The 25768-nt window shown below is 66.0% G+C and carries 26 protein-coding genes, 1 tRNA gene and 1 pseudogene; 12 read left to right on the top strand and 16 right to left on the bottom strand.

Features of this window, described 5'->3' with window-relative positions; genetic code table 11:
• Positions 1-169: 169 nt before the first annotated feature.
• Complete coding sequence (locus tag BQ8420_RS01665) at positions 170-724, top strand: hypothetical protein (protein WP_235005860.1); 555 nt, start codon at positions 170-172, stop codon at positions 722-724.
• A gap of 104 nt (positions 725-828) precedes the next feature.
• Here BQ8420_RS01665 and BQ8420_RS01660 read toward each other — a convergent pair whose 3' ends face one another.
• A complete protein-coding gene (locus tag BQ8420_RS01660; RefSeq protein ID WP_235005859.1) occupies positions 829-2061 on the bottom strand; it encodes a hypothetical protein in 1233 nt (410 codons plus the stop codon).
• Between the two features lie 158 nt (positions 2062-2219).
• Here BQ8420_RS01660 and BQ8420_RS01655 point away from each other — a divergent pair, with 158 nt between their 5' ends.
• The 3 genes from BQ8420_RS01655 to BQ8420_RS01645 all read left to right on the top strand — a co-directional run bounded on the left by BQ8420_RS01655 (position 2220) and on the right by BQ8420_RS01645 (position 4398).
• Positions 2220-2744, top strand: coding sequence for an NUDIX hydrolase (locus tag BQ8420_RS01655; RefSeq protein WP_087096009.1), 525 nt, complete (start codon positions 2220-2222; stop codon positions 2742-2744).
• Between the two features lie 199 nt (positions 2745-2943).
• Positions 2944-3381, top strand: coding sequence for a hypothetical protein (locus BQ8420_RS01650; protein WP_087096008.1), 438 nt, complete (start codon positions 2944-2946; stop codon positions 3379-3381).
• 204 nt (positions 3382-3585) lie between these two features.
• Complete coding sequence (locus BQ8420_RS01645) at positions 3586-4398, top strand: DUF2786 domain-containing protein (protein WP_087096007.1); 813 nt, start codon at positions 3586-3588, stop codon at positions 4396-4398.
• Between the two features lie 211 nt (positions 4399-4609).
• Here the strand turns inward: BQ8420_RS01645 and dnaN are convergent, their stop codons facing one another.
• Together dnaN and BQ8420_RS01635 are read right to left on the bottom strand one after the other, a co-directional pair.
• A complete protein-coding gene (dnaN, locus tag BQ8420_RS01640; protein WP_087096006.1) occupies positions 4610-5752 on the bottom strand; it encodes a DNA polymerase III subunit beta in 1143 nt (380 codons plus the stop codon).
• Positions 5753-5923: 171 nt separating this feature from the next.
• Positions 5924-6382: a DUF4442 domain-containing protein gene (locus BQ8420_RS01635; protein WP_087096023.1), complete on the bottom strand. Its 459-nt coding sequence runs from the start codon at positions 6380-6382 to the stop codon at positions 5924-5926.
• A gap of 109 nt (positions 6383-6491) precedes the next feature.
• On the opposite strand from BQ8420_RS01635, the gene BQ8420_RS01630 reads away from it, so the two are divergent.
• A tRNA-Ser gene (locus tag BQ8420_RS01630) sits at positions 6492-6580 on the top strand.
• Between the two features lie 123 nt (positions 6581-6703).
• On the opposite strand, the gene BQ8420_RS01625 is transcribed toward BQ8420_RS01630, so the two are convergent.
• The 3 genes from BQ8420_RS01625 to BQ8420_RS01615 are packed head-to-tail and all read right to left on the bottom strand — an operon-like array spanning position 6704 to position 9838.
• A complete protein-coding gene (locus BQ8420_RS01625; protein WP_087096005.1) occupies positions 6704-7903 on the bottom strand; it encodes a tyrosine-type recombinase/integrase in 1200 nt (399 codons plus the stop codon).
• A 22-nt stretch (positions 7904-7925) separates the two neighbouring features.
• A complete protein-coding gene (locus tag BQ8420_RS01620) occupies positions 7926-8135 on the bottom strand; it encodes an AlpA family transcriptional regulator (RefSeq protein WP_013156279.1) in 210 nt (69 codons plus the stop codon).
• Complete coding sequence (locus BQ8420_RS01615; protein WP_087096004.1) at positions 8132-9838, bottom strand: replication initiator; 1707 nt, start codon at positions 9836-9838, stop codon at positions 8132-8134. The genes BQ8420_RS01620 and BQ8420_RS01615 overlap by 4 nt, the downstream gene beginning before the upstream one ends.
• A gap of 35 nt (positions 9839-9873) precedes the next feature.
• Between BQ8420_RS01615 and BQ8420_RS31235 the strand changes: the two genes are divergently transcribed.
• A complete protein-coding gene (locus BQ8420_RS31235) occupies positions 9874-10089 on the top strand; it encodes a hypothetical protein (RefSeq protein ID WP_143847057.1) in 216 nt (71 codons plus the stop codon).
• Here the strand turns inward: BQ8420_RS31235 and BQ8420_RS01610 are convergent.
• From BQ8420_RS01610 to BQ8420_RS32545, 6 genes are all read right to left on the bottom strand, one after another.
• The gene (locus BQ8420_RS01610; protein ID WP_087096003.1) at positions 10056-11480 is read right to left on the bottom strand and encodes an FtsK/SpoIIIE domain-containing protein; all 1425 of its coding nucleotides are present in this window, start codon (positions 11478-11480) and stop codon (positions 10056-10058) included. The two genes, BQ8420_RS31235 and BQ8420_RS01610, sit on opposite strands and share 34 nt — an antisense overlap.
• Positions 11480-11731, bottom strand: coding sequence for a hypothetical protein (locus tag BQ8420_RS01605; protein WP_087096002.1), 252 nt, complete (start codon positions 11729-11731; stop codon positions 11480-11482). Before BQ8420_RS01605 ends, BQ8420_RS01610 begins: the two co-directional genes overlap by 1 nt.
• 98 nt (positions 11732-11829) lie before the next feature.
• A complete protein-coding gene (locus BQ8420_RS01600) occupies positions 11830-12240 on the bottom strand; it encodes a plasmid replication, integration and excision activator (RefSeq protein WP_087096001.1) in 411 nt (136 codons plus the stop codon).
• A gap of 116 nt (positions 12241-12356) precedes the next feature.
• On the bottom strand, positions 12357-13097 hold the full coding sequence (locus BQ8420_RS01595; RefSeq protein WP_017568165.1) for a GntR family transcriptional regulator: 741 nt from the start codon (positions 13095-13097) through the stop codon (positions 12357-12359).
• 226 nt (positions 13098-13323) lie between these two features.
• Entirely contained in the window at positions 13324-13755 is a 432-nt protein-coding gene (locus tag BQ8420_RS01590) for a hypothetical protein (RefSeq protein ID WP_087096000.1), read from the bottom strand.
• A complete protein-coding gene (locus tag BQ8420_RS32545; RefSeq protein WP_235005858.1) occupies positions 13752-14108 on the bottom strand; it encodes a hypothetical protein in 357 nt (118 codons plus the stop codon). The genes BQ8420_RS01590 and BQ8420_RS32545 overlap by 4 nt, the downstream gene beginning before the upstream one ends.
• Positions 14109-14489: 381 nt before the next feature.
• On the opposite strand from BQ8420_RS32545, the gene BQ8420_RS01580 reads away from it, so the two are divergent.
• The 4 genes and pseudogenes from BQ8420_RS01580 (at position 14490) to BQ8420_RS32540 (ending at position 21642) form a co-directional block, all read left to right on the top strand.
• Positions 14490-15902 (top strand): helix-turn-helix domain-containing protein, encoded by a 1413-nt coding sequence (locus tag BQ8420_RS01580; protein WP_087095999.1) that lies wholly within the window; start codon positions 14490-14492, stop codon positions 15900-15902.
• Positions 15895-16428 (top strand): annotated as a pseudogene (locus BQ8420_RS01575) (flavoprotein); the annotation flags it as partial. The gene BQ8420_RS01580 and the pseudogene BQ8420_RS01575, both read left to right, overlap by 8 nt.
• 2808 nt (positions 16429-19236) lie before the next feature.
• Positions 19237-20319, top strand: coding sequence for a Fic family protein (locus tag BQ8420_RS01570; protein ID WP_087095998.1), 1083 nt, complete (start codon positions 19237-19239; stop codon positions 20317-20319).
• Positions 20320-21174: 855 nt separating this feature from the next.
• Entirely contained in the window at positions 21175-21642 is a 468-nt protein-coding gene (locus BQ8420_RS32540; protein WP_235005857.1) for an HNH endonuclease, read from the top strand.
• Between the two features lie 161 nt (positions 21643-21803).
• Here the strand turns inward: BQ8420_RS32540 and BQ8420_RS32160 are convergent, their stop codons facing one another.
• Positions 21804-22268 (bottom strand): hypothetical protein, encoded by a 465-nt coding sequence (locus BQ8420_RS32160; RefSeq protein WP_200815749.1) that lies wholly within the window; start codon positions 22266-22268, stop codon positions 21804-21806.
• Entirely contained in the window at positions 22269-22496 is a 228-nt protein-coding gene (locus BQ8420_RS01550; RefSeq protein ID WP_087095997.1) for a hypothetical protein, read from the bottom strand.
• Positions 22497-22686: 190 nt separating this feature from the next.
• Between BQ8420_RS01550 and BQ8420_RS01545 the strand changes: the two genes are divergently transcribed.
• Together BQ8420_RS01545 and BQ8420_RS01540 are read left to right on the top strand one after the other, a co-directional pair.
• Complete coding sequence (locus BQ8420_RS01545) at positions 22687-23541, top strand: helix-turn-helix transcriptional regulator (RefSeq protein WP_255404774.1); 855 nt, start codon at positions 22687-22689, stop codon at positions 23539-23541.
• Between the two features lie 10 nt (positions 23542-23551).
• Positions 23552-23740 (top strand): DUF397 domain-containing protein, encoded by a 189-nt coding sequence (locus BQ8420_RS01540; protein WP_087096022.1) that lies wholly within the window; start codon positions 23552-23554, stop codon positions 23738-23740.
• 96 nt (positions 23741-23836) lie between these two features.
• Here the strand turns inward: BQ8420_RS01540 and BQ8420_RS01535 are convergent, their stop codons facing one another.
• On the bottom strand, positions 23837-24751 hold the full coding sequence (locus BQ8420_RS01535) for a universal stress protein (RefSeq protein ID WP_087095995.1): 915 nt from the start codon (positions 24749-24751) through the stop codon (positions 23837-23839).
• Between the two features lie 90 nt (positions 24752-24841).
• A complete protein-coding gene (locus tag BQ8420_RS01530; protein WP_087096021.1) occupies positions 24842-25759 on the bottom strand; it encodes a universal stress protein in 918 nt (305 codons plus the stop codon).
• Between the last annotated feature and the right edge of the window lie 9 nt (positions 25760-25768).

Here is a 25768-nt window from a genome sequence, read left to right as displayed (position 1 = left end):
GCACTGGGAACAGCCGCCTCAGAACCACCCCTGGAGCCCGGACGGGCAGGACCCTCGTTCGTCCCGACGCGCCCCGGGGTCTCGCTCGGCACGCCACGCTCGCCCCTCGACCGGCTCCGGCCGGCCGCGCCGCGCCCTTCCCCTGTGGAAGCGGCTGCACCTTCCCTACGTGGCCGCCTTGGTCGTGCTGTTCCCGGTCATGGTCGGTTGGCCCTTCCTGACCGAGGCCCGGGAGGTGAGCGACCGAGGCCTCACCCGCCCGGAGGCACGGGTCGTGGAGGGCTCGACCGCCACCATGGCCGGCAGCGAGTGGGAGGTCCTCGGCTACCTGGTCGGCTACGTGGAGGACCAGGGACCCCCACCGGAGGGTGTGGAGCTGGTCGACGTCGGTTTCGAGGTCACCCCCGAGACCGACGAGGCCGGAGAATTACTGAACACGTACTGCAATTTCAGGGCCCTGGACGAGAAGGGGAGGGCTTGGGAGCCCACCACGGAGTTCGGGATGCGCGACCTCTCCGAGGACCAGGGCATGACCATGGCCGGCTGCTCCGACGCCGAAGGGGTCCCGATCTCCGCGGGTAAGGAGCAGACCCTGGTGCTGTCCTTCCTGGTGCCCGAGGACGTGGCCGAGGAGCTCAGGTTCGAGGTCACCGTGACGAGCACGGGCGACCCCCAGCGGTCCGAACCCGAGGCTCTCCTCTTCGAGGCCGACCCCCTGGAATAGGCGGTGGTTTCTCGGGGCCTCCGCCGGCCCTTCGGCCCGTGTTCGAGCGCCCCCTTCGTCCACGGGGCGGCGGCCGGCCCCTTCTCGGCATGGGCCCGGACGCCTTAAGCGGAGTGCCGGGCGGTGCTCCACAGGTGCCGACCCACGCTGTGCTCCTCCGCCTTGCGCAGCGCGATCTCGAAGGCGGCGGCCAGCAGGCACAGTCGGAACAGCATGTGCAGTGCGTCCACGGTGAAGTCGATGGGCTGCAACCACGGCCAGAGCTCGCCCTGGAAGTCACCCGGACCGAGCAGGACGAAGAGGCCCCGGTTCAGTTGGCTGAACGCCATGTCCAGGAAGACGAAGTACAGGCAGAAGGTCAGGTAGAACACCGGCCCGGCGCCGAGCAGGAAACGGCCGGCGTTGAGCAGGGGCGTGAACTTGTCCCGAAAGTCCGAGTCCGCATGCCGTCCGAACACCCGGCTCAGCTTCGCGGTGTGGTTGACGGCCGTTCCCAACCGGCCACCACCGAGACGCTCCTCGAAGAGGGAGTCGTGGTCGTCGATCTGGGCCCGGTAGACCACCGCCGTGATGGTCAGCCACAGCATCGGACCGAGGAAGCCCTCCTTGACCGAGGTCCACACGGCGGTGATCGCCGCGGTGATCCCGGTGGAGAGTTCGGGCACGTTCAGTGTGAGCCCGAAGCCGTCGACGGCGCCTTTCAGCGTGGTCTCCACTCCGACCCAGGCGGACCGATTGCCGATCCACTCATGGGTGAAGCCGATGAAGACCCCGACGGAGAACAGGGCCAGGAACGTCCAGATGCCCTCGAACAGCGCCGTGAGGACACCCAGGACCGGGTTGTGCCCCTTCGCATAGAAGTGTCCGCACACGCGCCGCAGCAGCCAGGCCACGACCGCCACGACGAGCGGCATACCGAACCAGCTGAGTCCGGTGGGTGTCGCGAAGGCCTCGACGCCGCCGGTGTTGAACAGGCCGATGCTGTAGGCGTCGTACTCCTCCTTGATCAGCCCCCAGGCTCCGTAGAAGACCAGGAACGGCATGATCGCCAGGACGACCCCGTCCACGACCCGGCGCTCTCGCTCGGCGAAGCCGTTGCCTTTCCCCTGCCGGATGATCTCGGAGTTGAGCTCCCTGTCCACCAGCGGGAGTCCTGGGCGCAGGAGCTGGAACATCACCACGAAGGTCACGAGGGTGACCAGCAGGGTCAGGCCCAATCCGGCGAGGGAGAGGGTGGGGCTCACGTCGGTGAACTTCACCAACCCGCGCATCAGCAGGGTGTGCAGCAGCATTCCGCCGGTGTAGACGCACAACAGGGGCGCCCAGTGGCGACGCACCAGGTCGAGAGTGTAGATCGGGAGGAGTGCTGCGGAAGACGTCGAGGGGGCCATAGGTTCAAGAGGTTAGCGGGATTCGGCGAATCGGGCTCCCGCTGTCCACAGGGTGCGGTGGGTGGTCCACGCACCTGAGGTGACCGGGCTGATCGGAGGGCTTGATGCAGGAGGGCGACGGAAACGGCTGGGTGAAACTGCCCGACGGTTCCCGGAGGTGGGGGTTGTACGGCGCGGCCGGGCTGTTGTTGTACGCCACCGACGCGGCCGGTTCCGGCCACGTGTTGCTCCAGCACCGTGCGGGGTGGACCCACATGGGTGGAACCTGGGGCATCCCGGGTGGAGCGCGCAACCGGGACGAGACGCCCCTGGAGGCGGCCGTACGCGAGTTCCGTGAGGAGGTCGCGGGTGACCTCGATGACTACACGGTTCTGGCCCGGCACGAACACGACCTGACGGTGTGGCGCTACGACACCTTCCTGCTGCGGCTCCCGGCCCTGACCCCGTTCCGAGCAGGCAACTCGGAGAGCGAGGAGATCCGGTGGGTATCGGTGTCCGCCACGGAGTCACTCCCTCTGCTCCCGGCGTTCCGCTCGGCCTGGCCGCGTCTGCGCGCCGACCTGAACACCGAGTTCGACGAGGGCCGGCCGGGAAACCCGGGCGGATCGGGCACTTCCGTGGACGTTTGATCGTTGCCCCGAGAGAGGCGCCCCGTGCACTGCTTCGGGCGGCTTCGTGCCGTCTTTTCCCGGTGCGCCAGGTGCCAGGGCACCTCCTCCGGGGTAAGTCAGGGACGAGCCCTGATGCGTGGGACGCCCCGACCCGCCATTGTGGTGGGGAGGGTCCCGCGGTACGCGGAGGCCACGCGAATCGACTGGAGCTGTGAACATGACGCTGGAGCGCGGTAACGCATTCACTCCCGTCGCCTCGGCGACGATGATCTGGCCGTGGGGAGCCTCGGTCGTGGGCGGCTCCGTGGCCGGTGCCCTCTCGTTCCTGATGAACTTCGGGCTGGCCGGGATCCCCGGCGCGATCACGACGGGCATCTTCTTCTTCGCACTGATCGGCGGAATCGGCGGTGTGCTCAGCAAGAAGGGCGACCGTCGGGGCCGCCGTTGGGCCGCCAGGTACCCGTTCCGCTACGCGGCCGCGCCGGCCGTGTTCGCCGGTGGCGCCACCGCCATCATCAGCTACATCGGGTCCGTCATCGGCAGCTTCGCGATCTTCAGCGGACTGTTCGGCGGTCTCTTCGCCGGCCTGGGCGTGGGCCTGATGCTCTGGCTGATCATCGGGGTCGTCGCCGCGGTCGTGGGCGACAAGAACTGAGTGATTTCCGACGGGTGGTCGATCGAATCGGCCACCCCGCACGGGACGGGCGCGATTCGGGCAGGTGTGTGAGCGGTCTTCCGAGCCACCGTGACAGTGGCGGGGAACAAGAGGGCTTAGGCTCGTTGTTTCCGCCCGGGGCGGACCAAGACACTCACCTAGGGGAGACAACCGGCGCCGATGACTGAAGCTGCCCGTCAGAAGATGGTCGAGCGGGTCCGCGGGCTCCTTCGCATGGCGGAGGACCCCGCGGTCACCGATGCCGAGAGCCAGGCGTTCACCGCCAAGGCCGCCGAGCTGATGACCCGCCACGCGATCGCCGAGGCCGAGGCCCGCGCCGAGCGGGGCGAGGCACCGGACTCGATCAGCCGCATGGACTACACCGTCACCGGGGTGGGCGGTCACGGCAAGGCCCGGGTCAAGGCCCTGGCCGACATCGCCGCCGCCTACGGCTGCCAGTCCGCGGTCCGGGGGAACAACTCGGAGAACACCGAGCGCGTCATCATCCTGGTGGGCACGGCCAGCGCGTTGGAGGCCCTGCGGCTGCTGTTCCCGTCGATCTCCATGCAGATGGAGGCCTCGGCCCGGTTCATGAGTTCGTCGCACATCGCCGACATTCGGGAACTGCGCAACTACACACGGTCGGCGCTGGAGACGGAACGGAAGCGCTACTACCGTTCCTTCGTCCGCGCCTACGGGCAGGCGGTGGCCGAGCGCATTCGAGAGTTCCGAGCCCGATTGCAGAGAATGGCATCGTCCGAAACCGACTCCGACGGCGTTACCGACGGTGACGGAAACGGTCCCGTTCGCGCCGCCGAACTAGTGCTACGCGACGATGTGTATCGGGTGAACGAAGAGTTCCACAAGCAGTTCCCACAGTTGCGTAAACACCGCCCCGAGCGGACCCACAGCGCGGCCGGTTATCGGGCCGGATACCGCCGTGGACGCCAGGCGGAGCTGGGTCTGGACACCCCGGTGACCAGTGGCGGGACGTCCACTCTGGCCGAGGGCGAATAGCCGCTCACGCGGAGTTGTCCACAGGCTGTGCACAGTTTCCACAGGAACGCGTTTTCCCTTGTCACAGCGGAAGAACAAGCCGTTTCGAGAGGTCGTTCGACCCTTCTAGAGGCCCCATCACCCCGGGTTATCCACAGGCTGGGGAGTCGACCTGTGGATAACTTGTGGACGGCCCTGTGGACTGCTTCACCAAGAACAGTCGATCCGCTGGTCAAGTGCTGCGCAATGGCTGAACCAAGTAGTGGAACGCGGGCTCCTCGCCCTCCTTCGCCGGCACATCCGTGAACACCGCGGGTTTCGTCGGCTCGGTGAAGTTGAGGTAGGCGGTGGTGGTGTCCACCCCGGAGAGTCCGTCGACCAGGTAGTCGGGCTTGAACGCCACCCGCAGGGGGTCGCCCTCGTACCCCACGCCGATGGCCTCCACCGCCTGGGCGTCCTCACCCGAACCGGCCTCCAGGACCACCTCACCCTCCGTGAACGCCAACCGCAGAGGCGTGTTTCGGTCCGCCACCAAAGCGACGCGCTTGATCGCCTCCAGCAGCGGGCCCACCGCGACCTCGGCCCGCCCGGAGAAGTCGGTGGGGAACCAGGACGCGTACTTGACGAAGTCGCTGTCGATCAGCCGGGTGGTGGTGTGCCGCTCGCCGTTGGCGAAGCCGATCATGCCCTCGCCCGGAGACAGGTTGACGCCCTCCGCCACGGTGGTCGTGGACAGGGCGATGTCCACGTTGGAGCGGCCGATCATCCCGCGCACGGTGTTGGCCAGCGTGCGGGCGGGGACCAGGGCCGAGACGTCCACCCCGGGGTCCTTCGGCTGCCACCACAGTTCCCGGACGGCGATCCGGTAGCGGTCGGTGGCCACCACCTTCAGCGAGTCGCCCGCGAAGTCCAGGTAGGCGCCGGTCAGCATCGGCAGGGTGTCGTCCTTGCTGGCGGCCGGGGTCACCTGGCGTACGGCGGCGGTGAAGGCGTCGGCCGGCACGGAGCCGACCTTGCCCGGCATGCCGGGCAGGCTGGGGTAGTCCTCCAGCGGCATCGTGATGAGGGTGAAGCGAGCGGCGCCGCCACGCACCTCCACCTTCGGGCCGTCGGTGTCGATGTGCACCGAACCGGACGGCAGGTTGTTGACGATCTCCGCCAGCAGGCGTCCCGGCACCAGCACCGCGCCGGGCTCTTCGGACAGCACTTCCACCGAGGCTCGTGTGGAGACCTCGTAGTCGAAGCCGGACAGGTGCAGGGCGGTGCCGTCCGCGGAGACCTCCATGCGCATCCCGGCGAGGACGGGTACCGCGGGTCGGGTGGGCAGCGCCCGCGCGGTCCAGGAGACCGCCTCCGCGAACGCGTCGCGATCCACTCGTAGTCTCACCGGATGGCCTCCTCTGTCCGCCTGACCTGCTTTCCAGGTCAACGTACCCAGCGGTGACGACATTCGGCAGGCCCCCGGCCGAGGCCGGCCAAGGGTGGCCGAGGGCCCCGGTCCAACGAGCGGAAGGGGTGTCGGACCGGGGCCGGTTTCAGGGGAGGATCAGGTCCTGTTGGGCTTGAGCGTCCAGGTGACGGTCATCTTGCCGGTGACGGTACCGTCCTCGGTGCGCAGCTCCACCTCGATGGGGAACTCGGAGCGGTTGCCGGCGTCCAGGTCGGCGACGACCTGCTCGCGCGGGTGGGTGAGCGTGGCCTCCGCGATGACCTCGCCCAGGGCGATCTGGAGGAAGTCGACCTCGACCCGGCTGGGGAAGGGGACCGAGCGGTCGAGCTGGTCGCCGAAGTCGCCGATGATGATGGCGCCCGAGGCGGACTCGGCCAGGGTGTACATGGCGCCCGTGTGCGGCCCGCCGATGTGGTTGTGGTGGTTCGCGTTCTCGGGCAGGCGCATGACCACGCGGCCGTGCTCCACCTCGACGAAGCCGATCCCGAGGTGCCGCACGAAGGGCACGGCGGCGAGAAACCCGGACTTCACGAACTCCGCCGTACCGGCGTCCATTTTCTCCATGCCAGAAAGGTTACTCCTCAGTAACCCTGCCCGACACCCCTGCGTTGTGGTCTCCACTGTGAGCTACCATGTCTGGCGGAGAGAGCCGAGGTTCTCCCCTGGAGGGTTCGCATAGCGGCCGAGTGCAGTGCTCTTGAAAAGCACCAAGTCCTTGACGGGGCTTCGTGGGTTCAAATCCCACACCCTCCGCAGAATCGGGGAGTCTTCCCAGGTGGGAGCCTTCCACGGAACACGGCGAAGGCCGGTGGTCCGGGCCCGTAGCACATTCATCGCACACGGCCCGGGTAGCCACCGGCCTTCGCCGTGCACTGGTCAGGCGGCGAGGACCCGCAGACGGGCTGCGTCCATCGCGTCGGCCACCTCGTCCAGGCGGTCGGGGAACAGGTGCCCGTACCGGTCCAGGGTCATGGTCGCCGTCTTGTGGCCGAGCATCGCCTGCACGACCTTGACGTCCGCACCGGCCGCGATGGCGAGAGACGCGGCGGTGTGCCGGAGCTTGTGGGGGGTCAGCCCCATGCCGTCGAGCCCGGCCGCCCTCACCGCCAAGGCGAACTCACGGTTGCGCCAGTTGCGGATGCGCAGCGGGGCGCCCCGCCTGGTGGTGAAGACCAGCGCGTCATCCGGCCGCCCCTCCACGAAGGACCGCAGTTCGGGGACGAGGGACCGGGGAACCGGCACGGTCCGGAACCTGCCGTTCTTCGGAGGCTGTTCGACGAGCCTGCCGTCCACCTCGGCGAAGGTCACGACGACCCGGACCCGCCGCCGGTCCAGGTCCACCCGCCCCACGCGCAGCGCGGCGGCCTCGCTCCACCGCATGCCGGTGTAGGCCAGGAGCAGGACGAGAGCCCGGCTCACCCTGGCCGAGGCGAGTTCCTGGCCGTACTTGGTGCGCAGCGTCAGGGAGGCGTCGGCCAGCGCCTCCACCTGGGCGTGGTCGAGGTAGACGTGTTCGGCCTCGCTGGGCTTGGGCAGCGGTACGCCCTTGGCCGGGTTGAAGGGGATGCGCCGGGGGACGCACCAGCCCAGGACCATCGACAGCACGACGTGCGCGTGCCGGGTCTGGGAGGCCCCCAGGCTGCTACCGCCCTCGTCCCGGGGCTTCTGGAGGTGAGCCACCCACACGGCCACGTCCTCGGCGTGGACTGCCGAGAGGCGCAGGTCTCCCCAGCGCGGCAGCACGTGGTTGTCCAGGACCGCCCGGTACTGCCACCACGTGGACCGTTTGATGTCCGTGCGGGTGATGAGCCACTTCTCGGCCATCTCCGCCACGGTGACCTTGGCGTCGTGGGGGTTGCGGTAGGAGCCCTCGTGAAGGCTGTTCTCGATCTCGGTCCGCTTCTTCTCCGCGTCCGGCTTCTTCTGGAAGACGCCGCCGCTCTTGATCTTCCCGGAGGGGTCGTAGTAGCGGACCCACCACCGGCCGGGCGGAGTGCGCTTGGACGCCTTGGCCTTGCTCACCGCCTCCGCGTACGCCCTGTCCTTGGTGCGGTCGTAGACCCACGCGCGAGCCATGGGGGTGTCTCCTTTCCGTGGGTTACTGGGCGAGGACCCAGGCGTGGACCTCGGCGGGCACGTAGCGCACGTACCGGCCGACGCGGTGGGAGGGAGGACCGTCACCCCTGTAGCGCCACTCGTAGAGCGTCTTGGGAGGAACGCGCAGGAAGGAGGCCGTGTCCTTCACCGACCACAGGCCGTGGTCCCGACGCTGTTCCGGAACGGCCGGGGTCGCCGTCGTCGCACTCATGCCGTCCTGCTTCCGTGGGTTGCCGAAAGATCGTTCCGCCGTGCCGCGTCGAGCTGGGCGCGGCGTTTGAGGGCTTCGCCCACCGCGCGGAGAAGGCGTTGCTCCCGAGGGGCCACGTCGGGGTCGGTGGGGCGGGCCAACTCCCACTCGAAGGAGCCCGAGGCGACCGAGGACAGCACGGGGGGACGCGGGTTGTCCTTGTCGCCCTGATCCTCGTTGGCGGGGTCGCTATTAACGCCGTTAATTCCGAGGGCGTTGAGGACCCAGGCCAACCGGTCCGCCTTGTGGTCGGCCAGGGTCTTGCCGGACCACTTGCGGGAGACCAGGACGCGGCGGCCCGCGTAGCCCAGGTGTTCGCGACGATGCGCCTTGGACCGACAGAACCCGGGGCGCTGCCCGGCCTTGGCCTCGTCAGGTTGGATGCCGTAGCGCAGCCAGTTGGAGCACCGGGGCGAGCACGGCTCGAAGCGCAGCGCGTCCAGGAGCCGGTCCACGTGCTGTTCCTGCCGGACCGTTTCGGCCGCATGGCAGTCGGCGATGTCCTTGGTCAGGTACTTGGCCAGGTAGCGCACACACCGGGCGGCGTCCGCCGACCCCGCCACGACCCCTTTGGCGTCCACCTGTCGGCCGAACCGCACCACGTGGAAGGGTTCGGCGTCCGGGTCGGCGTCCAACTCATCCAGCGCCTCATCCCACGTGGGCAGGACTTCCCCCGTGGTGGGGTCGAGGTAGGTGTTGTTGTCCTCGTCCCACACGGGCAGGTGGTCACCCTCGAAGCGGGCCGTGTCGGCGTTGGGCCACCAGACCTGGTGGTAGGTCGCGGCGGCGATCTGCCGCAGCTCCGCCCGAGGAATGGTGCCGCGTGTGGCCATGTGCAGGTGCGGGGCCAGGCGTCGTTGGGGTTCCACGGCCGCGAAGTACTGCACATCGAACCCCGCGACCCGTCGCAGGTTCTGCACGAACCGATCCACCAGCTTGGAGAAGTGCAACGTGTCCCGAGCAGCACGGCGGTAGTCGTAGGTCGAGGGATCGACCGGGGTTCCGTCCGAGCGGACCCGACCGTAGGAGTCCAGGGTCAGGGTGATGAACAGCGAGGGCCGAAACACCTTGCCCGAGGCCGGGTCAGTGAAGGCCCGCCCCACGGTCTTGCGCGTCATAGGTCGCTTGGGCAGGTCGGGCACGTCCTGACGCCGTTTGGTCGAGCGCCCCCGACGCGACCCCGACGAGCCCGAGGAGTCAGCGGAGCGGGTGACCGATCCACGCAGGCCGGAGGCGGTGATCTCCTCGTCCAGGTCCGCGATCGCCGCATCCAGCACGGACAGTTCCTCAGCCGAGGCCGACCCCGTGGCGGCGAGGCGGTCCCGTTCGGCGGTGACCATCGCACGCTGTTCCACCCAGGCCCGCTGTTGTTCGGTGGGCGGGGCGGGTTCCACCACGGGTTCGGTGGTCAGGTGCCAGCCCTCTTCACACTGAGAGCGCCGCAGCGACCTCTTGCGCTTGGCGCAGGCGGGACACCGGGATTCCAGCGTGGACCCGCACGGAACGTCGATCACCTCGGTTTGGCCCGTGGCTATGTCGGTACGTCGTAGGGAGACCGGCCGTATGCACACCCCCTTGTCGGCGGCGATCTGTTCGGCGACCTCCCTCGCCAAGGGTTGGGCCAGACGCTCAGCCCGGGTGCTCTTGCCCGTGGGAGTCGGCATCAGCTCACCTCCGACAGCAACCGCGAGGTGAATCGATGGATCAGTCCCGACCGTTGATGTGGCTCAACCTGGTCTTGGCCCTGGCATGGAGCGGGTATGCCACCGTGTACATCCTGCTCCGTGATCCACCCGCTTGGATGGTGTGGACGGGCATAGCGATCCCCGTGCTCTATCTGGTGATCGGTTGGAGTTACTACCGTCGGTCCAAGAAGAGGACTCACACGACCTCCTCGGACGATCCCACTCCGTAGCCCTCAGCCATGGCGGTGATGTCCTCGTCGGAGACGTAGGCCGCGCGGACCCGTACCGGGGCCGGTGAGCCTTCCAGACGGACGTAAGCCACCCCCGGCAAGGCAGGGTCGATCAGGTGGGCTTCCGCACCACGTTCCCTCGCGCCCTCACCGAGGACCATGTCCACCTGGGATGCCTCGTCCAAGCGCAGCGCGACCTTGTCCGGGAACAGGTTGCGCAGGTTCATGACCTCCTTGCGCGGGTCCTGCAACGCCGCCAGGACCGCGAAGCCGACCGAACGCCCCTGCGAGGTCAGGGTGGCAATCGCGTTCTCCGCGCGACGGCGCACGTCCCGATCCGGGTGGTAGGCGGTCAGAAAAGCGACCTCATCGAGCAGCACCACCACGAACGGGTCATCGACCGTGGCCACGTGGGAGCGCTGTTTGCCCGCGTAGCGTTCGGCCCGCTCCTGCATCGAAGCCACCGCGCGTTCGAGGAGTGCCACCGCGGATTCGCCCGTGTCCGCGTAGCGGGTGAACAGGTCGCGGCCGTAGGCCAGTTCCATGCGTTTGGGGTCGATTGCCCACACCTGCGCTGTCCCATCGGCCAGGGCGGGGAGCATGGCGCGGACGGTGGACCAGATCACCGATCCCTTGCCGGCCCCGGTCATCCCGACCACGAGCACGTGGGTTCCGTGCAACCGCAGCAGCCACGGCGAGCCGTCCTCGCGCTGTCCGACCGGGAGCGCGTCCAGATCCGGGACCTCGGGCACGGGCAGTGCGTCCAGGGGTTCGGCCAAGGTGTCGTGGCGGGGGAACTCCAACGTGATGTCCCGAGACCCGTTGACCACCACGCGACAGGAGGGGGCGGCGAACCCGTGCGCCAACTCGGTGACACGGTGCTCGAAGTCGGCCGGGGAGGTTCCGGCGACCAGGGAGACGCGGACGTAGTCGGCCCAGGAGTTACACCGCACACGGCGGATACGGGGCAGGTAGCGGCGTTCCTGGTAGGACTCAGCAAGCCCGGAGATCACCAACACCGGCTGCCAGTGCCGCCGGTACACGAACAGGTGCCGCCACCACGCCAGCAGACGCAGCGTGACGCAGGCGCGGTAGGAGTCCGGCCAGGCCCGCCACCACACCAGGGACACCACGGCAGCCACGCCCCACAGGCAGGCGAGGCCGGACCAGTCCAGCCACCACCAGGCCCCCGACGAGACGGTCAGGCAGACGACCATGACCGGGAACCGGAACGGCAGCGTGACCAGGAACCGCACCAGCCGCCAGACCCACGAGGCCAGCACGACAATGCCGGGGGTTTCCACGATCGGTGTCGTCCAGCGCACCCCCTGGGCCGGGGTGGGCAGGGTCGGGGAGGACTGAGCGGCCCCCACCTTGGGTTGGCGCATCATCACAGGCCACCGCCGTTCTCGTTCTCGATCTGGGCCAGGAGCCGGTCACGGTCGGAGCGGGCGCGGGCGGCGAAGGTCGCGGCGGTGGGGTTCTCCTCCCGATCGGCGAGGGTGGCGAACACCCGGGCCTTGAAGTCGAAGAACTCCGCACGCTCGGTGTCGGTGGTGGGCGGGGGGTTGGTCGCGTCCAGCAGCAGGCGGACCAGTTCCGGGCCGCTGTGCCCGGACAGGTCACGGGGGTAATCGGACATACTTGGAGACACCTCTTCTGAGATTTCGCAGTCGCAGGAGGGATTCAGGGGCGGCCGAGGTGTTCCAGCACCAGGCCGCCCCGCTTACATGTCGAGGGTCAGGCGGCTTCCTTCGCAGCCGGAGCGCGACGACCGCCAGCGGCACCACCGGGAGCCTTCACGCCACGGGCGCGCAGCGAGTACGCCACCCGGGGACGACGACCGGAGTCGTCCACGTAGGGCATGACCGCCATCGCCTCGAACTCGATCGGCCGGAACGGCAACCCCGGAACCTCGTCCGGCAGGGTCGGGCACACCTCGGCGGCGACCTTGACCTTCACCGACTTGGCCTTGCCCCGCGCCTCGGGGTCGGCGTCGATCACGTCCACCGCCCACAACGGCAACCCGCTGTCCTTGTCGAGCTGAGGCCGCTTGGTCTCGAAGTCGGTGATCGCCTCCACCCCCAACGCAAACGCACCATGCGGGAACACCGTCCCGAACGCCACCGGCAACGCACCCTGAATAGCCATCTGATCAACCTTCCTTGTGATGTTCACTCAACTACTTGACCGGTCGAGTGGAGCCTAAGAATAACCGGCCACACTCGTCCGGACAAGTGGATATGTGGCCGGTCTTGGAGCCGCGTCTACACGGCCGGGTAGGAGTCCTCCAGTTCGTGCAGGTCACCGGGGAGCACCACCTCAGCGACGGCGATCACGTCCCCGGAGGCATCGAGTATCCGCGCGGTGATGCCCAGGACCGGAGTGCCCTCGTCCAGCCCCAGGGGTTCGCGTTCAACGCTGGTGGCCAGGCGTGCGCAGAGCCGTTCGACGACCTTGGAGGGCCTGAGCTGCTTGACCATCTGCACGTGTTCGCGTGCGCCGATGCTGATCGGCTGCGTCTCGCCCAGGTCGGTGCCCTCGGCCACGTCCAGGGGGAACCACAGGGTGACCAGCTCACTCGGTTCGCCCTCGTCCAGGACCAGGCGTTGACGCATGATCGCCGGGGAACCCTCGGGCACACCGATCGCCTCGGCCACGGCAGCGGAGGCCGGGGCGCGTCCGGCGGTCAGGATGCGGTTGCGCTTGGCCTCCTCGGAGGCGTCGAAGGCGCTGGCCCCCGCGTGGGAGCGTTCGGAGCCCTGTTGCGGGACGCCGCGCACGAAGGACCCGCGCCCGTGTTCACGGTCGATCCACCCCTGCATGCTCAAAATCTGCAAGGCCCGCACGACCGTGGAGCGCCCGGCCCCGAACTCGCGCACCATCCGCGACTCGGAGGGAAGCATCTCCCCCACCGGATAGGTACCGTCCTCGATGCGCTCTTGAATCGCCCGCACGATCTGCACGTACTTGGGCGGAGCGAACTCCAGACTCGACATGATGTCCACCTGGTGACTCTAGTACTCGTATGGTCGAGTAGCTTACTGTTCTCGGTCGTCTCTGTCAGCAGGTGGGGGCACATATGAACCCCCACCACTGCTCAGAGGACACGGCGGGAAGCACACCCCAGGCGTGCACGTCGCCGCGAAGAAGGAGCCCGCGTGCCCTGGGCCCCGTGGTCTCGAAGAGACATCAGGGCACGCGGGGGTCACAGAAGCGCCGAAGGAAGGCCCCTCAGAAGGGTTGCCAGTCCTGGGCGCGCTGCACGGTATACACGGTCAGGTTGTCCACCGTCGCCCCGCACACCGCCCGGCGCTCGGACTCCACCAGTGCCGCCGCGACCAGCGCCACGTCATGCCGGGCGGCCGACTCGGAGGCCGAGAGCACCGGAGGCACGACCCGGCGGACATGGTTGCACGCCGCCCCGCCCGCGTCGTGGCAGAGCCCGACGACGTAGGACAGCCGCAGACGCCGCAGCGCGAGGGACGCGGGCAGCACGCACCGGTACCGTTCCACCAGAGGAGTTCCGTCCGGGCCGGTGGAGAGGGCTTCGTAGGTGATGGAATCCCAGTCCTCGAAGGAGATCCGCACCCGCACGCCCTGTTCCCGCGCCCAGGCGGTCAGGGTCTCCCGATCGGCGATCGGGACGGAGGGTTCTGTGGTCATCGCCGCACCGCCCCGACCGCGATGGCCGTGCGCACCAGGTCACGCAACTCGGCCATGTCGTCGAGGGCGGGAGTCGAACGCGCGATCTGCACCAGCAGATCGATCCCCCGCCGGTCCCGTTCGGCCCGCTGCGCGCGGCGCCGGTGCTCCAGGTGGGCGTAGGGGCCGCGTTGGAGGGAGTAGGCGCGGGGGTCGCCCGTGTCCATCACGATGGGGTCCGGTGCGGGCCACAACTCCGCCCGCGCTGGTGCGGGCAGGTAGTAGGCCCGGGGGCCGGTGCGGTGGTGCCTGCCGTGTCGTTTCGGTCGAATCAGAGTCACCCAAGCCCGAATCAGGGCGATAAGGTCGCTCACGTCAGCCTGCTTTCCTCAGGTTGGCCGCGCCCCCGGACGCCTTCCACCGCGTCGCGGGGGTCTGTCTTGTCATGGGTCAGCAGGCGAGACCACTGCCGTGGGACGGAGACGCCATGGTGGAGACCTGTCCCGTCCCCTTGCAGAAGGGGCACATCGCGGTACGCCTGGTCGGCTCCGTATCGGAGGGGACCCGAACGACGACCAAGCGCCGAGGGCGGACGGACTTCCAGCCCCGTCCGCGACATGACCTGCACGTGGTTGCGCTGCTGCTGTCCATGAGGCCAACAATCCCGATTCGGTTTCCCGAAACCCATTCCTCCTCGGGATGACAAGGGGGGATACTGGCCGTCCCCCCTGCACTCGCACCGCCGAGGAGTCACGATGCCGGGACACCCGATGAGCCGGATCACCATCCCGTCGTGGGCATGGGAACGCGAGCACACGGCGGAGTTCCTGAGAAGGCGCGATGTCCAGGCACTTTTCCGGTTCGGGCGCCAGTACGGCGGTGCGAGCCAGATGGCGATCTCGGCGGCGACCGGCCTCTCACAGGGACGGGTGAGCGAGGTACTGAACGGCCGCAAGACCGTCACGGCCTTCGAGGTGTACGAACGGATCGCCGACGGCTTCGGGATGCCCGACCGCGCGCGGATGCTGTTCGGCCTTGCACCGAAGAACCCCGGCACGTTCACTGGATCCGACAGCGCGGAGTCCTCGGCACCACCGAGGCGTCCCGCACCCAGGAGCCCGGGCCCGGGGGAGGATGAGAAGGTGCGACGTCGCGCATTCGTCGGACTGGCCGGAACCGCCCTGTTCCAGGCCACCACAGGTTCAGTGCTGGACATGGACGAGATCGCCGCAGCACTCACCAGGTACGCGGGAGGTCGTCGGTCGGCTGTGCGAGCGGCGACGAGTCTCGGCGAGCTCGCCAAGCGGACGCACGCGGCCAAGGCCGGATACCAGGCGTGCCATTACACGGCGGTGGCCAAACGGCTACCCGAACTGCTGCGCGGCCTGGATGACGCGATGTCCGGTGTCGAAGACGACGACCTCTCCCGGGTGCACGCGCTTCGGGCGGAGGCGTACCACGTGGCGGCGAGCCTCCTGCTCAAGTGCGAGGAGCGCGGTCTGTCCTACCTCGCGGCCGACCGAAGCATGCGCGCGGCCGAGGCGAGCGAGAGCCCCGCGGTCGTGGGTGCGAGCGCCAGGGCGTTCACCCGGGCGCTGATGCGTGAGCGCCACTACAGGGCGGCGACGGAACTGGCGACGAGCACCGCCGAACGGGTGGACAGCGCCACGGACGAGGCCACACCGGAATCCCTGTCGGTGTACGGGTCGCTTCTGCTGAGCGGTGCGGTCTCGGCGGCCAAGCGCGAAAACCGGGGCCAGGCGCTCAGCCTGCTTGACGAGGCCAGCGACGCGGGTGAACGGCTCGGCGGGGATTTCAACTACCAGTGGACCGCCTTCGGACCGACCAACGTCCTGCTGCACCGGGTGAGCGCGGCAGTCGAGTTGGGCGACGCGGGCAGCGCGATCGACTACGCGCGCCAGGTGCGGTTGGACAACATCGACGTGATGGAACGCCGGGTGACGCTGTTCATCGACGCGGCCCGTGCTTATCAGCAGTGGGGAAAGACCGAACACGCCTACCACGCGTTGCGCAACGCCGAGGAGATGGCGAGCGAGGAGCTGACCGCCCGTCCGGTGGTGCACCAGTTGATCAACGACATCCGTACCCGGGCGAGTGGTCACCTGTACGACAACGTCAGCGAACTAGCGGAAAGGGTCGGTGCCTGACTCAGTGAGTGAGCGGAAGACTCTCTACGTGGTGGTGTGCGCGGCAGGTCCGGCTTCGGATGTCGGCAAGCTGGTCGATCTGGCCCAGGAGCAGGGTTGGACCGTTCAGGTCATGGCCACACCATCAGCGGTGAGTTTCATCGACGTCGAGGCGCTGGAGAAGCAGACCGGCAGGCTGGTGCGTAGCCAACATCGCGCTCCAGGAGAACCGCGCTCTCCCAAGGCGGACGCCATCATCATCGCGCCAGCGACGTTCAACACGATCAACAAGCTGGCCAACGGGATCGCCGACAACTACGTCCTGGACGTGGTGAACGAGGCGATCGGGCTCGGCGTGCCGACCGTCGTCCTCCCGTTCATTAATTCCGCCTACATGAACCGTGAACCCATGGAACGCAGTATAAGGATTCTCCAAGAAGAGAATGTAAAAATCCTGATTGGAGAAGAATACTTTGAACCACACCCACCCGGATCAGGGGGCAGCAATATCAAAAACTTCCCATGGGAAAAAACTCTTATAGAAATAAGAAACACTGGCCATGCACTAGAAACAGCCAAGCCAGCACGGCAGAATACTGACCCAGAAATAAAGAAAAACTACCAAGGCGTCGGAATAGCTTCAGCTTTCATTCTTCTTGCCTTTGTAATCGTAGCATGCTCAACATTTTTCAATGTGGGCACGCCATGGCGCATTGCAGCATATATATCCGCTGCAGTTCTAGGCGGAATTGGAGCTGCTGGCGCGCTCTTCGACCTGGCAAAGATCCACAATCGAGAATCCCTCAGCAGCTTTGGAATATCGATCCTTTTTGCTGCATTAACAGCTTCCCTCATTTTTCCCATTTTCTACCTAGACACCCCGAACTGGCTGTCTGTACTCCTCTGGATTCCCGCAGGACTATTTCTACTTATATTTCTAGTCGGCCTTGGCATGGGAACATCAGAATCCATAGCTGAAAGGAAAATCATCATGAACACTGAAAGGCAAGGAGAGATTTCTAGTCAAAGTATTCGGAAAAACGAAAAAGGAACCCCCGAAAGACTCACCAGAGAGAACAAGATCACGCTCCTTGTAGGAGCAGTAACTGCCATATCGCCAGTGATTGTAGCCGCAGTACAGATCTATCTCACTGGAAATCAGCAGTGAGCGAACTTGCCGAGTTGGGCTGTATGGAATCAAGGCGACGGCGCGAGCGCCGTCGCGGTGGCACGCCGTCTGGCTCGGGCTGCGGGCTGGCGCCCGGTCCCGAGCCAGCAGCGGCCGGACCGGAGAGGCGGTACCACGATCGATTTCACAGACCCCGTACCACCTTCGGAAACAAAAATAGTATTCTACAACCAAGGCACATGCAAAGATGCCATTTCAATTATGCATCAATGCACTAGCCTAGACCCCTCCGCCTCAGATCAGCGATCATCCTCCAGTTCTTGTTCACATACATTTTGGATTCTCGCATCTTCTGAGTCTCGCGGAAATTGACCGGAAAATTTATTTTTCCACACCCCTGGAAATCCTCCACTTCCGCTCCAAGGTAATTCTTCGAAAAATTAGCCAGCAGCCTATCACTGGTTAGCAGCGAAGCCCTCCAACTATTCGCCACTGATAGAATGAAGATATCGTTTAAGGAGTTCCGATAGTCCAGCTTCACCGCATAAGTTCCCACAAAAGCGTGGAACATAGGAAGTGCAGAATTCATAGCCTCCCCATTTAGGGGTTTACAGCGAATTCTATGTTCATCAAGATAGTCCGCTCGCGATCTCATCTCGCGCAAAAATTTTAATCCGCCGGCGTCAGCACACATTGGAAAAAGCCACCCTTTTCGCTCATTTACAATCCGAGCGATTGCTGCATGCCCCGTCTCAACGATGGGGGGGGTAGTCGCGGCCGAAGTCGGCGACCAGCCTATCCAAATGGCGATCACGGTGCGCAGCTCCCCGCGAAGAATACTCCTTTACAAGGAGTCTCCAATCTTTTCGTTCCATGAGCTCGGCACGTCTCACTTTATGGAGCGCAGGAATCCAATAGGCAGGCTTCCCGGAACCTCTAACCCTCAAGAAAAAAAGCTCTTGCGCCGTGGTTGAAGTGATAAATACATCACCATCAGGCGGCGGTTTGCCTTTTCTACTAAGAGACACAATCTCCTGCGTGTCAAGGACCATCGCACCCATACAACCTCCTAATTCATAAGACAAAGCAACCTTACCGTCATTGGAAACGAAAAGGCTCGAATTTTCTAACTTAGATTATCTGGCCTGATCATTGTGACTGACAGTGTGCTGGTTCGCCAAGGAAATTCTTCCCTAGCACCCCGGACGTCCTCGGGTCGAGAGGCACCCGGTAGTGCAAGGAGGACTGGTGGTACCAGGGGGCTCGGCGCCCCCTGGACCCCTCCAAGCCCGCATGGGACCTGGCGCCGCATAGGACGCGTGGGGGTACAAACCGATCGCGCCAGAACCCATGCGGGACCGAAGCCGTGATTGCCGAATACTCGGGCTAAGGCATCTGTGGTGAGCCCACCAGGAACGTGAGGCCCACCTAGGTCGAAGGCACGTGGCAGCCCCACAGGGCATCGCACATTCATCGCACATGGCTCTGAGAAGGGGCCGGAAGCGCTGGGAAGCCCTCGGAACATCTACGCAGTTCACAAGGTGTTTCGTCGGTTTGTCGACAGGTCGCCAGGAACCCTCGGCACAACGGGGCTTCATGGGTTCAAATCCCATACCCTCCGCAGAGTCCCCAGGTTAGAGGCCTACGAGGAAGCAGAGAAGGCCGGTGAGCCGGTTCCATCGCACATGGACCGAGTCACTGGCCTTCGTTGTTCCCAGGGTCCGGCGGCGAACACCTTCTGCCGAGCCTCGCCCATCGCGTCCACGACCTTCGGCACTGCGCCGCGAGCCTCGCGCCGGCCTCGGGCACAGATTTGAAGATCGTCTCCGAGACGCTCGGGCACAGCAGCTATGCCTCCATCCGGGGTGACTCAACTGACGGAAGAGACCTGCTCTGCCAGGACACGACCAGCCGGGTAGGGGGTTCAGGTCGGTCACGAGAAAGTAGAGCTGATGTCGTGGGGTGGCTCGAAGCGATTCTTCGGAGACAGGGTCGGACTCTCTCGCCCGGCGTAGCCACGTCGTGGTCGTGATGTTGAGCAGCCAGGGCCTACGGCCGCACAGTCATGGCCGCCACAGAAACCGGTCCAGAACAAGCACTGACGAACGGAACCAACGGGTCGACCCGCGATGAGGACGTGTCAAAAAACCCGACATACTCCGGGAACATGTTAGTTTTTCCCAGGATTCTTAACACGTGACGCGGATATGTCGAAGGAGTTGACGCGTGTCCTGGAGCCCCGATGTTCCCTTCAACGATCTGCCCCCGCTGCCGCCGGCCGACCTCGACCTGGAGCCCAAATCCGTGCTCAAGGCGACCGTCCAAGCCCGAACGGCGCTGGCGACCCTCGCCCAAGCCAGCCAACTGCTGCCGAACCCCAACGTCCTGATCCACGCTGTCCCACTGCTCGAGGCGCAAGCCAGCTCCGAGATCGAGAACATCGTGACCACGGCCGATGAGCTGTTCAAGTACGCCGACTCGGGCGGAGGGGACCAAGCTACCAAGGAGGCACTGCGCTACCGGAGCGCGCTGTTCGCAGGGGTCGAATCGATCAGGAACCGGCCGCTCACGTCTGCGACAGCTGTCCGAATCTGCTCCGAGTTGCAAGGCCGGGAGATGGCCATTCGTGCGGTGGCCGGCACGCGCATCGCGAACCCGACCACACGGCAGGTTGTGTACGCCCCACCCGAGGGGGTCGACCTCATTCGCGAGAAGCTGTCAGCCTGGGAGCGATTCGTTCACGCTGAGGACGATCTTGATCCGCTAGTGCGCATGGCGGTGGCCCATTACCAGTTCGAGGCGATCCACCCCTTCCACGATGGCAACGGACGCACCGGCCGCGTCATCAACATCCTGATGTTGATCGAGGCTGGTCTACTGCACGACCCGATCCTCTATCTCTCACGCGCCATCATCACCCGCAAGAACGACTATTACCGGCTCCTGCGGGCCGTGACAGCTGATGGTTCCTGGATCGAATGGGTCCTCTACATGCTTGACGTTGTTCGCGACTCTGCAGTGTCAACGACACGAAAGATCGGAGCCATCCGCACGTGCCAGGAAGACATTGCCGAGCGAGCTCGCGCCGCCACCTCGGGTGGACGGGACTCACAGTTCTTGGCAGTGCTGTTCGAGCAGCCCTACTGCCGCATCAACACTGTCGCTGACCGATGCGGAGTCTCGCGCCAGACTGCGTCGTCCTGGTTGCACGCCTTGGTGGGGGCGGGGCTCCTGCTCGACGTCAAGGTCGGTCGAGAACGCCTCTTCGTGAACCACGAGTTCCTGGACGTGCTGACACGCCCCGAGTGAGCGGACGAGCGAAGATCGATGATCCCGGTCTCGCCAGTCGTCCACCGACGCCAGTTTGTTGAGCTCGGTGGGGCACTGCTGGATCTTACTTACGAGTTGATGCGCGACATCGGGTGAGGCGTGGTGGACCCGATCGTGGTGCCCGTCAGGTATTCGTGGTGCGGTCAGAGGCCAACCTGGCGATAGCCCGGGAGGTGGACGGAAGGTTCTCCCGCCGGTACGTCCAGCGCGTCAACTGCTTCCAGCGCTTGTACTCAGCCAGACGTAGAGACCGGTGGGCGACCGATCTGCCCGTAATGTTCGGTATCTAGGCTGGCGCCATGGGTCTGGCAGATGTCACACGGGACGCGGTTCTGGAAGCGATTCGGGAGTATGACGAGCTTGGTGGTGAGCTGTTCCTCCGTACCTATGGGTTCGAAGGATCCCGCTCCTACTTCCTGGTGCACGAAGGCAGGAGGTACGACTCCAAGGCCCTCTGCGGTGTCGCACACAAGCACGTGCAGGGCAGGCCCTCTGCTCCCGTCAGAGTTCTCCGGTGGTGCGGCCACTGTCGCGAAGAAGCTGGAGAGCCTGGGGTTCGAGGTCCGATCGTTCCCACAGCTTCCCTGGGTCTGGGAAGAGTTGGTCTTGGCGTGCGACCTCTTGGTGGAACACCGCTGGAAGACCTTGGACACCACTCGCCCAGAGGTGATCGCGCTATCCGAGCTTCTTCAGCTCCTTCCGCTTCACCCAGTGGAGAAGCGTCCGGAGGGCTTCCGGTAACCGAACAGCATCCGGCTCAAGACCGACAACATCCTCAACTGGCATCCGGACCGAGTCACGAAGAAGACCAACGGCAGCGCACTCGACCGCAAGGTGCTCGAAGCCTTTCTCGCGGAACCGGACCGCATGCGTGCAGCGGCCGAGAGCATCCGTCAGGGCGTGCGTTCCGGGGAGCTGATCGACCTCCCACCTGTGGAAGAAGAGGTGGAGCAGGACATCAGCGCACTCGAAGGCCGCCTACTCATACGCAAGCACTACGCCCGTGAGCGCAACCGCAAGCTGCGGTCTCAGAAGATCGATAAGGTCCTGGCTCAAGGCTCTCCCATCGCCTGTGAAGCGTGCGATTTCGACTTCGCCAGAACCTATGGGCCGCGCGGTGGCAACTACATCGAGGTGCATCACATCGTCCCCCTGCACCACATCGGGGAGAGCAAGACCCGTCTTGATGACCTCGCGCTGTTGTGCGCCAACTGCCACCGCATGATCCACGTATCCAGGCCTTGGCTGACCGTGGACGAGCTTCACGTCCTCCTTCAGGAGCAATCTCAGTCTGGGGACTGAGTAAGTCAGTCGGTTTATCGACATCTGCGCGTCGCTTCCCCTCTCCGAACTCTTCGGCGACGAGCAGTGTCCGACCTGGGCCATCTGCTGGCTGTGGTGGAGGGAGTGGGTCCCGCGCCCTCGCCGGGGGAACTCGCACGGTGGCGAGGGCGCGGGGGTCTCTAGCAGCCGTCGGGTTCGGTTAAACCCCAGTCCCGTTTGAAGCGCTCACCTTGGCGCTGCCAGGCCCGTTCCTCTTCGGGGGTGTGGGGGGCGTTCTCGGGGGCGGGGCCAGGAGGGTCACCGTGGTGGCGGCGCAGGCTCGCCTCCAGGAGTTCGGGCGTCGGCTCGATCTCGCTGCGCCAGCGGCTGCGGGGGTTCAGGTCGGTGGCCATCCAGAACTGCCCGGTCCAAGCGAAGCGGTGTGTGAGTCCCCAACGGGCGTACAGACGCGGCAGCACCGTGGTGGGCGGCTCCCACGTGGTGCCGTCGGCCTCCATGTGGTCACCGTCGTGGCCGGTGGGCCGACAGCAGCGACGGGTGAAGCCGCATGCGTTGAGGTGCGTCTCGGTGCACACCGGCACAGGGGCACCGAGCGATTCCGTGCGCGGCTTGGGGGCGGGACGCGGGTTCGTCAGATCGCTCATCTAGGCCACCACCGGGATGCGGTGGAGGCCATCGAGGACCCGGTGGAGCAGAGAGAGGTCGTCCATGGGCGGGCGGGGCTGCGGAATCTGCGGCGGGCGGGTGGCCGGCCACAAGTAGGCGTAGGCGCGCACCCGGGAGGCGCGGCGAGGACGGCGCTGACGAAGCACGTCTTCCGTGCGCCGGGGCACGGAAGCCGATCCGGACGGGTTCAGGTGTCGGGGCGCCATGAACGCACACCTCCTGGTTCGGGTGCCGGCTGGGAGGGCCGGCGGGATGAATACACTTCCCATATTGACCCTGTCAGACTGACACGTCAATAGGACTTTGTCAGACTGACCAGAATGCCCAGTTCTGCGAAGGAGCTTTATGATCCAGGAGGCGGAGAAATCTGAACTGGAAGAGAGAGCGACAGCCCTCGTGGCACCACCGAACCAGCCCAGCATCGAGCGGCGCAGACTCGCCGCCGAACTACGCGGCCTGCGCGAGGGCGCCAAGATGACTGTCGAGGAGGCCCGGACGGCACTCGGATGGTCATCGGGCCGCCTCAACCACATGGAGGGTGGACGTCACTCCGTTCCTGACACGTCCGGGTTCCGAGCCCTCCTCGATCTCTACGGCGTCACCGACCCACTTCAACGCGAAGCTCTTGAAGCACTCCGTCGCGAGGCGAAGGCTCGGCCATGGTGGAAGGACTTCGACGACGTCCTCACCGATGGCTTCCTTGGTTGGGAGGAACGAGCTCGTCGCATCTTCGCCTTCCACCCGATCGTCGTCCCAGGACTGCTACAGACCCCCGAGTACGCTGCGGCTTCGGCACGGGCTTCGCAGGCTCGCACCGAGGAGGAAGTCGAACGCATCGTCGCCGCTCGTGTGGAGAGACAACAGCGCGTTCTCGGCAAGGAGGGTGCTCCCGAGTTCCGGTGCGTCCTCGATGAGTCCGCTCTGCTTCGACTTGCCGCCATGCCATCCGAGCTGGCCAACGCTCAGCTTCGTCACCTGGTGGACATGGCCACCTCCGTCAACACCGTGGAGCTGCTGGTGTTGCCGATCAGTGTCGGCCTGCACGCGTCTCTGCACGGATCGACTGTTCTGCTGGAGTACGACGACGAACGGGACCCGCCGATCGTCTACCTCGAAACGCGTGGCCATGGCACCTACGTGACTGGCCTCGCGCAAGTAGCGGACTACCGCATGGCGTTGGACGCCGTGACAGCGGACGCTCTGTCCAAGAGTGTCGGCATCGAACTGATCGCCGGCATGATCACCGAGTAGAGAGGTGCCCGTGCACTCATCCCGTGAGTTCCACAAGTCCAGCTACAGCGCGAACGAGTCCGCCTGTGTCGAGGTCTCCGAGGGAGCGCACACCTGCGTCCGTGACACCCAGAACAAGGAAGCCGGGTACCTCGTCTTCCCTGCGGCGGAGTGGTCGACGCTGCTGGAACTCACTCGGCACGAGGCTCGAACGAAATAGCGAAAGCCCCCACCGTTGTCCGGTGAGGGCTTTCGTGTATTCATCCCAAGGGCACTCTATCCCGCTCCAGCGGCATGGGACAGGTGTCCTCGGCGACTACTCGTCTTCGTCGGCGTGCTTGGGCAGGACCACGACCGGGATCTTCGACCGGTGCAGGATGCCCTGGCTCACCGAACCCAACAGCAGGCCCCGAACACTCCCCCTGCCCCGGGAACCCACGACGATGGCGTCGGCCTCGGTGGAGGCCTCCAGCAGAGCGCTCACCGGGTTGGACCGGGACCGAACCACGGAGACCTCGACGTTGACGTCCTCGCGCTGGTCATCCATGACGTCCGCCAGCAGCTCCGCGACGAGCGCCTCGGACTGCTGCTCGAAAACGTCGTCCTGGGGCTGGTATCCCGCCGAGGTCATGGCGACCGGATCGTACGGGAACGGCACTTCCCAGCTGTTGACGACGACCAACTCGCCCTCGGTCTCGGCGGCCAGGCCCATGGCCAGACCCAGAGCACGGCGAGCGTTCTTGGAGTCGTCCACTCCGACGACGACACGGCCCAGCTTGGTCCTCGTGGGCTTGCCGTTCTCGGAGGGCACCACCACGACGGGGCAGGGTGCCTGAGCCGCAACACGGACGCTGACCGAACCCACGAAGAGCGCGGCAACGGATCCAAGCCCTCTGCTCCCCACAACGATGAGGTCGTGCGGGTGGCTCTGGCGGATCAGCGCCAGCGGCGCCTCCTCCAGCGCGGTCACGGTCTCGACCTTCAACGATGGCTGGAGCTCCGCGGCCTTCTCCCTCGCCGAGGTGACGACGGCGTCCGCCTGACCCGAGATCTCGCTGGTCGGCTGGAAGCGTTGCGGACCCCCGTAGGCCGAGACGATCAGCGGCATCCCCAGGGCGTGGACGATATGGAGCGAAACACCGCGTCGAACGGCTTCGGCCGCCGCCCATTCGAGTGCGGCCTGGGACTGGTCGGAACCGTCGACGCCGACGACGACCTTGTTGTCTGCCATGAATCCCCCTTAGTGCTGCTCACCATCATCACCGAGTAGAACAAATTCATGCCTGAACGGCACAGGCCGAAGGTCCCCGAAGCATGTCCATTAGTCCGTTTCGTCCGAATGTGGTGGCAGGACCGCCACCGGAACCTTCGCGTGGTGCAGGATCCCCTGGCTCGTGGAGCCCATGATGAGCCCTCGCACCCCTCCCCGCCCCCGGGACCCCACGACGATGAGGTCGGCCTCCTGCGAAGCCCTGGTCAGCGCCTCGACCGGGTCCTCCTGCATCCGCACGGCGGAGATGTCCAGGTCCTCCGTCTGATCATCGATGACCTCGGCGAGCACCCCCGCGACGATCTCCTCGGACTGACGGTCGAACACCTCTTCGTGCATCGCCCCGGCGTCCGCCGCCAGGGACTCGGTGTCCTGGGGCAGGGGCACCTCCCAGCTGTTGACCACCTCGACCGAGGAACCGGTGAGCAGCGCGTGCCGCAGGGCGAAGCGCAGCGCCCGACGTGAGGAATCCGAACCGTCGACCCCGACGACGACCTTCCCGTGACGCCGATCCTCCCCGGCCTCGGGCACCACGATCACCGGACAGGGAGCGTCCGAGGCGGTGCGGGAGCTGACCGAGCCGAGCACCAGGGCACGGACCGCGCCCAGCCCACGGGAGCCGACGACGATGACGTCGCCGTGCCGGGCCTCGTTGAGCAGGACCGCCGGTGCGTCCTCCGGCGCCAGGACGATGGCGACGTCCAGTTCGGGGCGGACTTCGCGCGCGTGCTCGGCGCTGTCGGTGAGCAACCGGTGCCCGGCCTCACGGGCCTGCTCGCTCGCCTCGTACCTCTCGGACCCACTGGTGGAGAAGACGCCCATCACCATGGGCATGTCCAGCCCGTGCACGATCCGAAGTTGTTCGCCGCGCCGGGCGGCCACCTCCGTGGCCCACACCAGCGCCGCGTGCGCGGCCGGTGTGCCGTCCACCCCCACGATGACCGCCGGTGGGCGCTCCTGAGCGTTCATGTCCACCCC

It is taken from the genome of Nocardiopsis sp. JB363, from assembly GCF_900143625.1.
Lineage (GTDB): Bacteria > Actinomycetota > Actinomycetes > Streptosporangiales > Streptosporangiaceae > Nocardiopsis.
The sequence above is the reverse complement of the archived record's forward strand: the minus strand, read 5'-3'. Positions and strand labels throughout refer to the sequence as shown.

Bases quoted from the DNA above. Each gene is read 5' to 3' on its own strand.
- BQ8420_RS01645 (WP_087096007.1), top strand. From the start codon at position 3,586: ATGGTCGAGCGGGTCCGCGGGCTCCTTCGCATGGCGGAGGACCCCGCG.
- BQ8420_RS01650 (WP_087096008.1), top strand. From the start codon at position 2,944: ATGACGCTGGAGCGCGGTAACGCATTCACTCCCGTCGCCTCGGCGACG.
- BQ8420_RS01535 (WP_087095995.1), bottom strand. From the start codon at position 24,751: ATGGCAGACAACAAGGTCGTCGTCGGCGTCGACGGTTCCGACCAGTCC.
- BQ8420_RS01615 (WP_087096004.1), bottom strand. From the start codon at position 9,838: ATGCCGACTCCCACGGGCAAGAGCACCCGGGCTGAGCGTCTGGCCCAA.
- BQ8420_RS01610 (WP_087096003.1), bottom strand. From the start codon at position 11,480: ATGATGCGCCAACCCAAGGTGGGGGCCGCTCAGTCCTCCCCGACCCTG.
- BQ8420_RS01655 (WP_087096009.1), top strand. From the start codon at position 2,220: ATGCAGGAGGGCGACGGAAACGGCTGGGTGAAACTGCCCGACGGTTCC.
- BQ8420_RS01635 (WP_087096023.1), bottom strand. From the start codon at position 6,382: ATGGACGCCGGTACGGCGGAGTTCGTGAAGTCCGGGTTTCTCGCCGCC.
- BQ8420_RS01590 (WP_087096000.1), bottom strand. From the start codon at position 13,755: ATGACCACAGAACCCTCCGTCCCGATCGCCGATCGGGAGACCCTGACC.
- BQ8420_RS01580 (WP_087095999.1), top strand. From the start codon at position 14,490: ATGCCGGGACACCCGATGAGCCGGATCACCATCCCGTCGTGGGCATGG.
- BQ8420_RS01600 (WP_087096001.1), bottom strand. From the start codon at position 12,240: ATGGCTATTCAGGGTGCGTTGCCGGTGGCGTTCGGGACGGTGTTCCCG.
- BQ8420_RS01625 (WP_087096005.1), bottom strand. From the start codon at position 7,903: ATGGCTCGCGCGTGGGTCTACGACCGCACCAAGGACAGGGCGTACGCG.
- BQ8420_RS31235 (WP_143847057.1), top strand. From the start codon at position 9,874: ATGGATCAGTCCCGACCGTTGATGTGGCTCAACCTGGTCTTGGCCCTG.
- BQ8420_RS01620 (WP_013156279.1), bottom strand. From the start codon at position 8,135: ATGAGTGCGACGACGGCGACCCCGGCCGTTCCGGAACAGCGTCGGGAC.
- BQ8420_RS32160 (WP_200815749.1), bottom strand. From the start codon at position 22,268: ATGAGCGATCTGACGAACCCGCGTCCCGCCCCCAAGCCGCGCACGGAA.
- BQ8420_RS01605 (WP_087096002.1), bottom strand. From the start codon at position 11,731: ATGTCCGATTACCCCCGTGACCTGTCCGGGCACAGCGGCCCGGAACTG.
- BQ8420_RS01550 (WP_087095997.1), bottom strand. From the start codon at position 22,496: ATGGCGCCCCGACACCTGAACCCGTCCGGATCGGCTTCCGTGCCCCGG.
- BQ8420_RS01530 (WP_087096021.1), bottom strand. From the start codon at position 25,759: ATGAACGCTCAGGAGCGCCCACCGGCGGTCATCGTGGGGGTGGACGGC.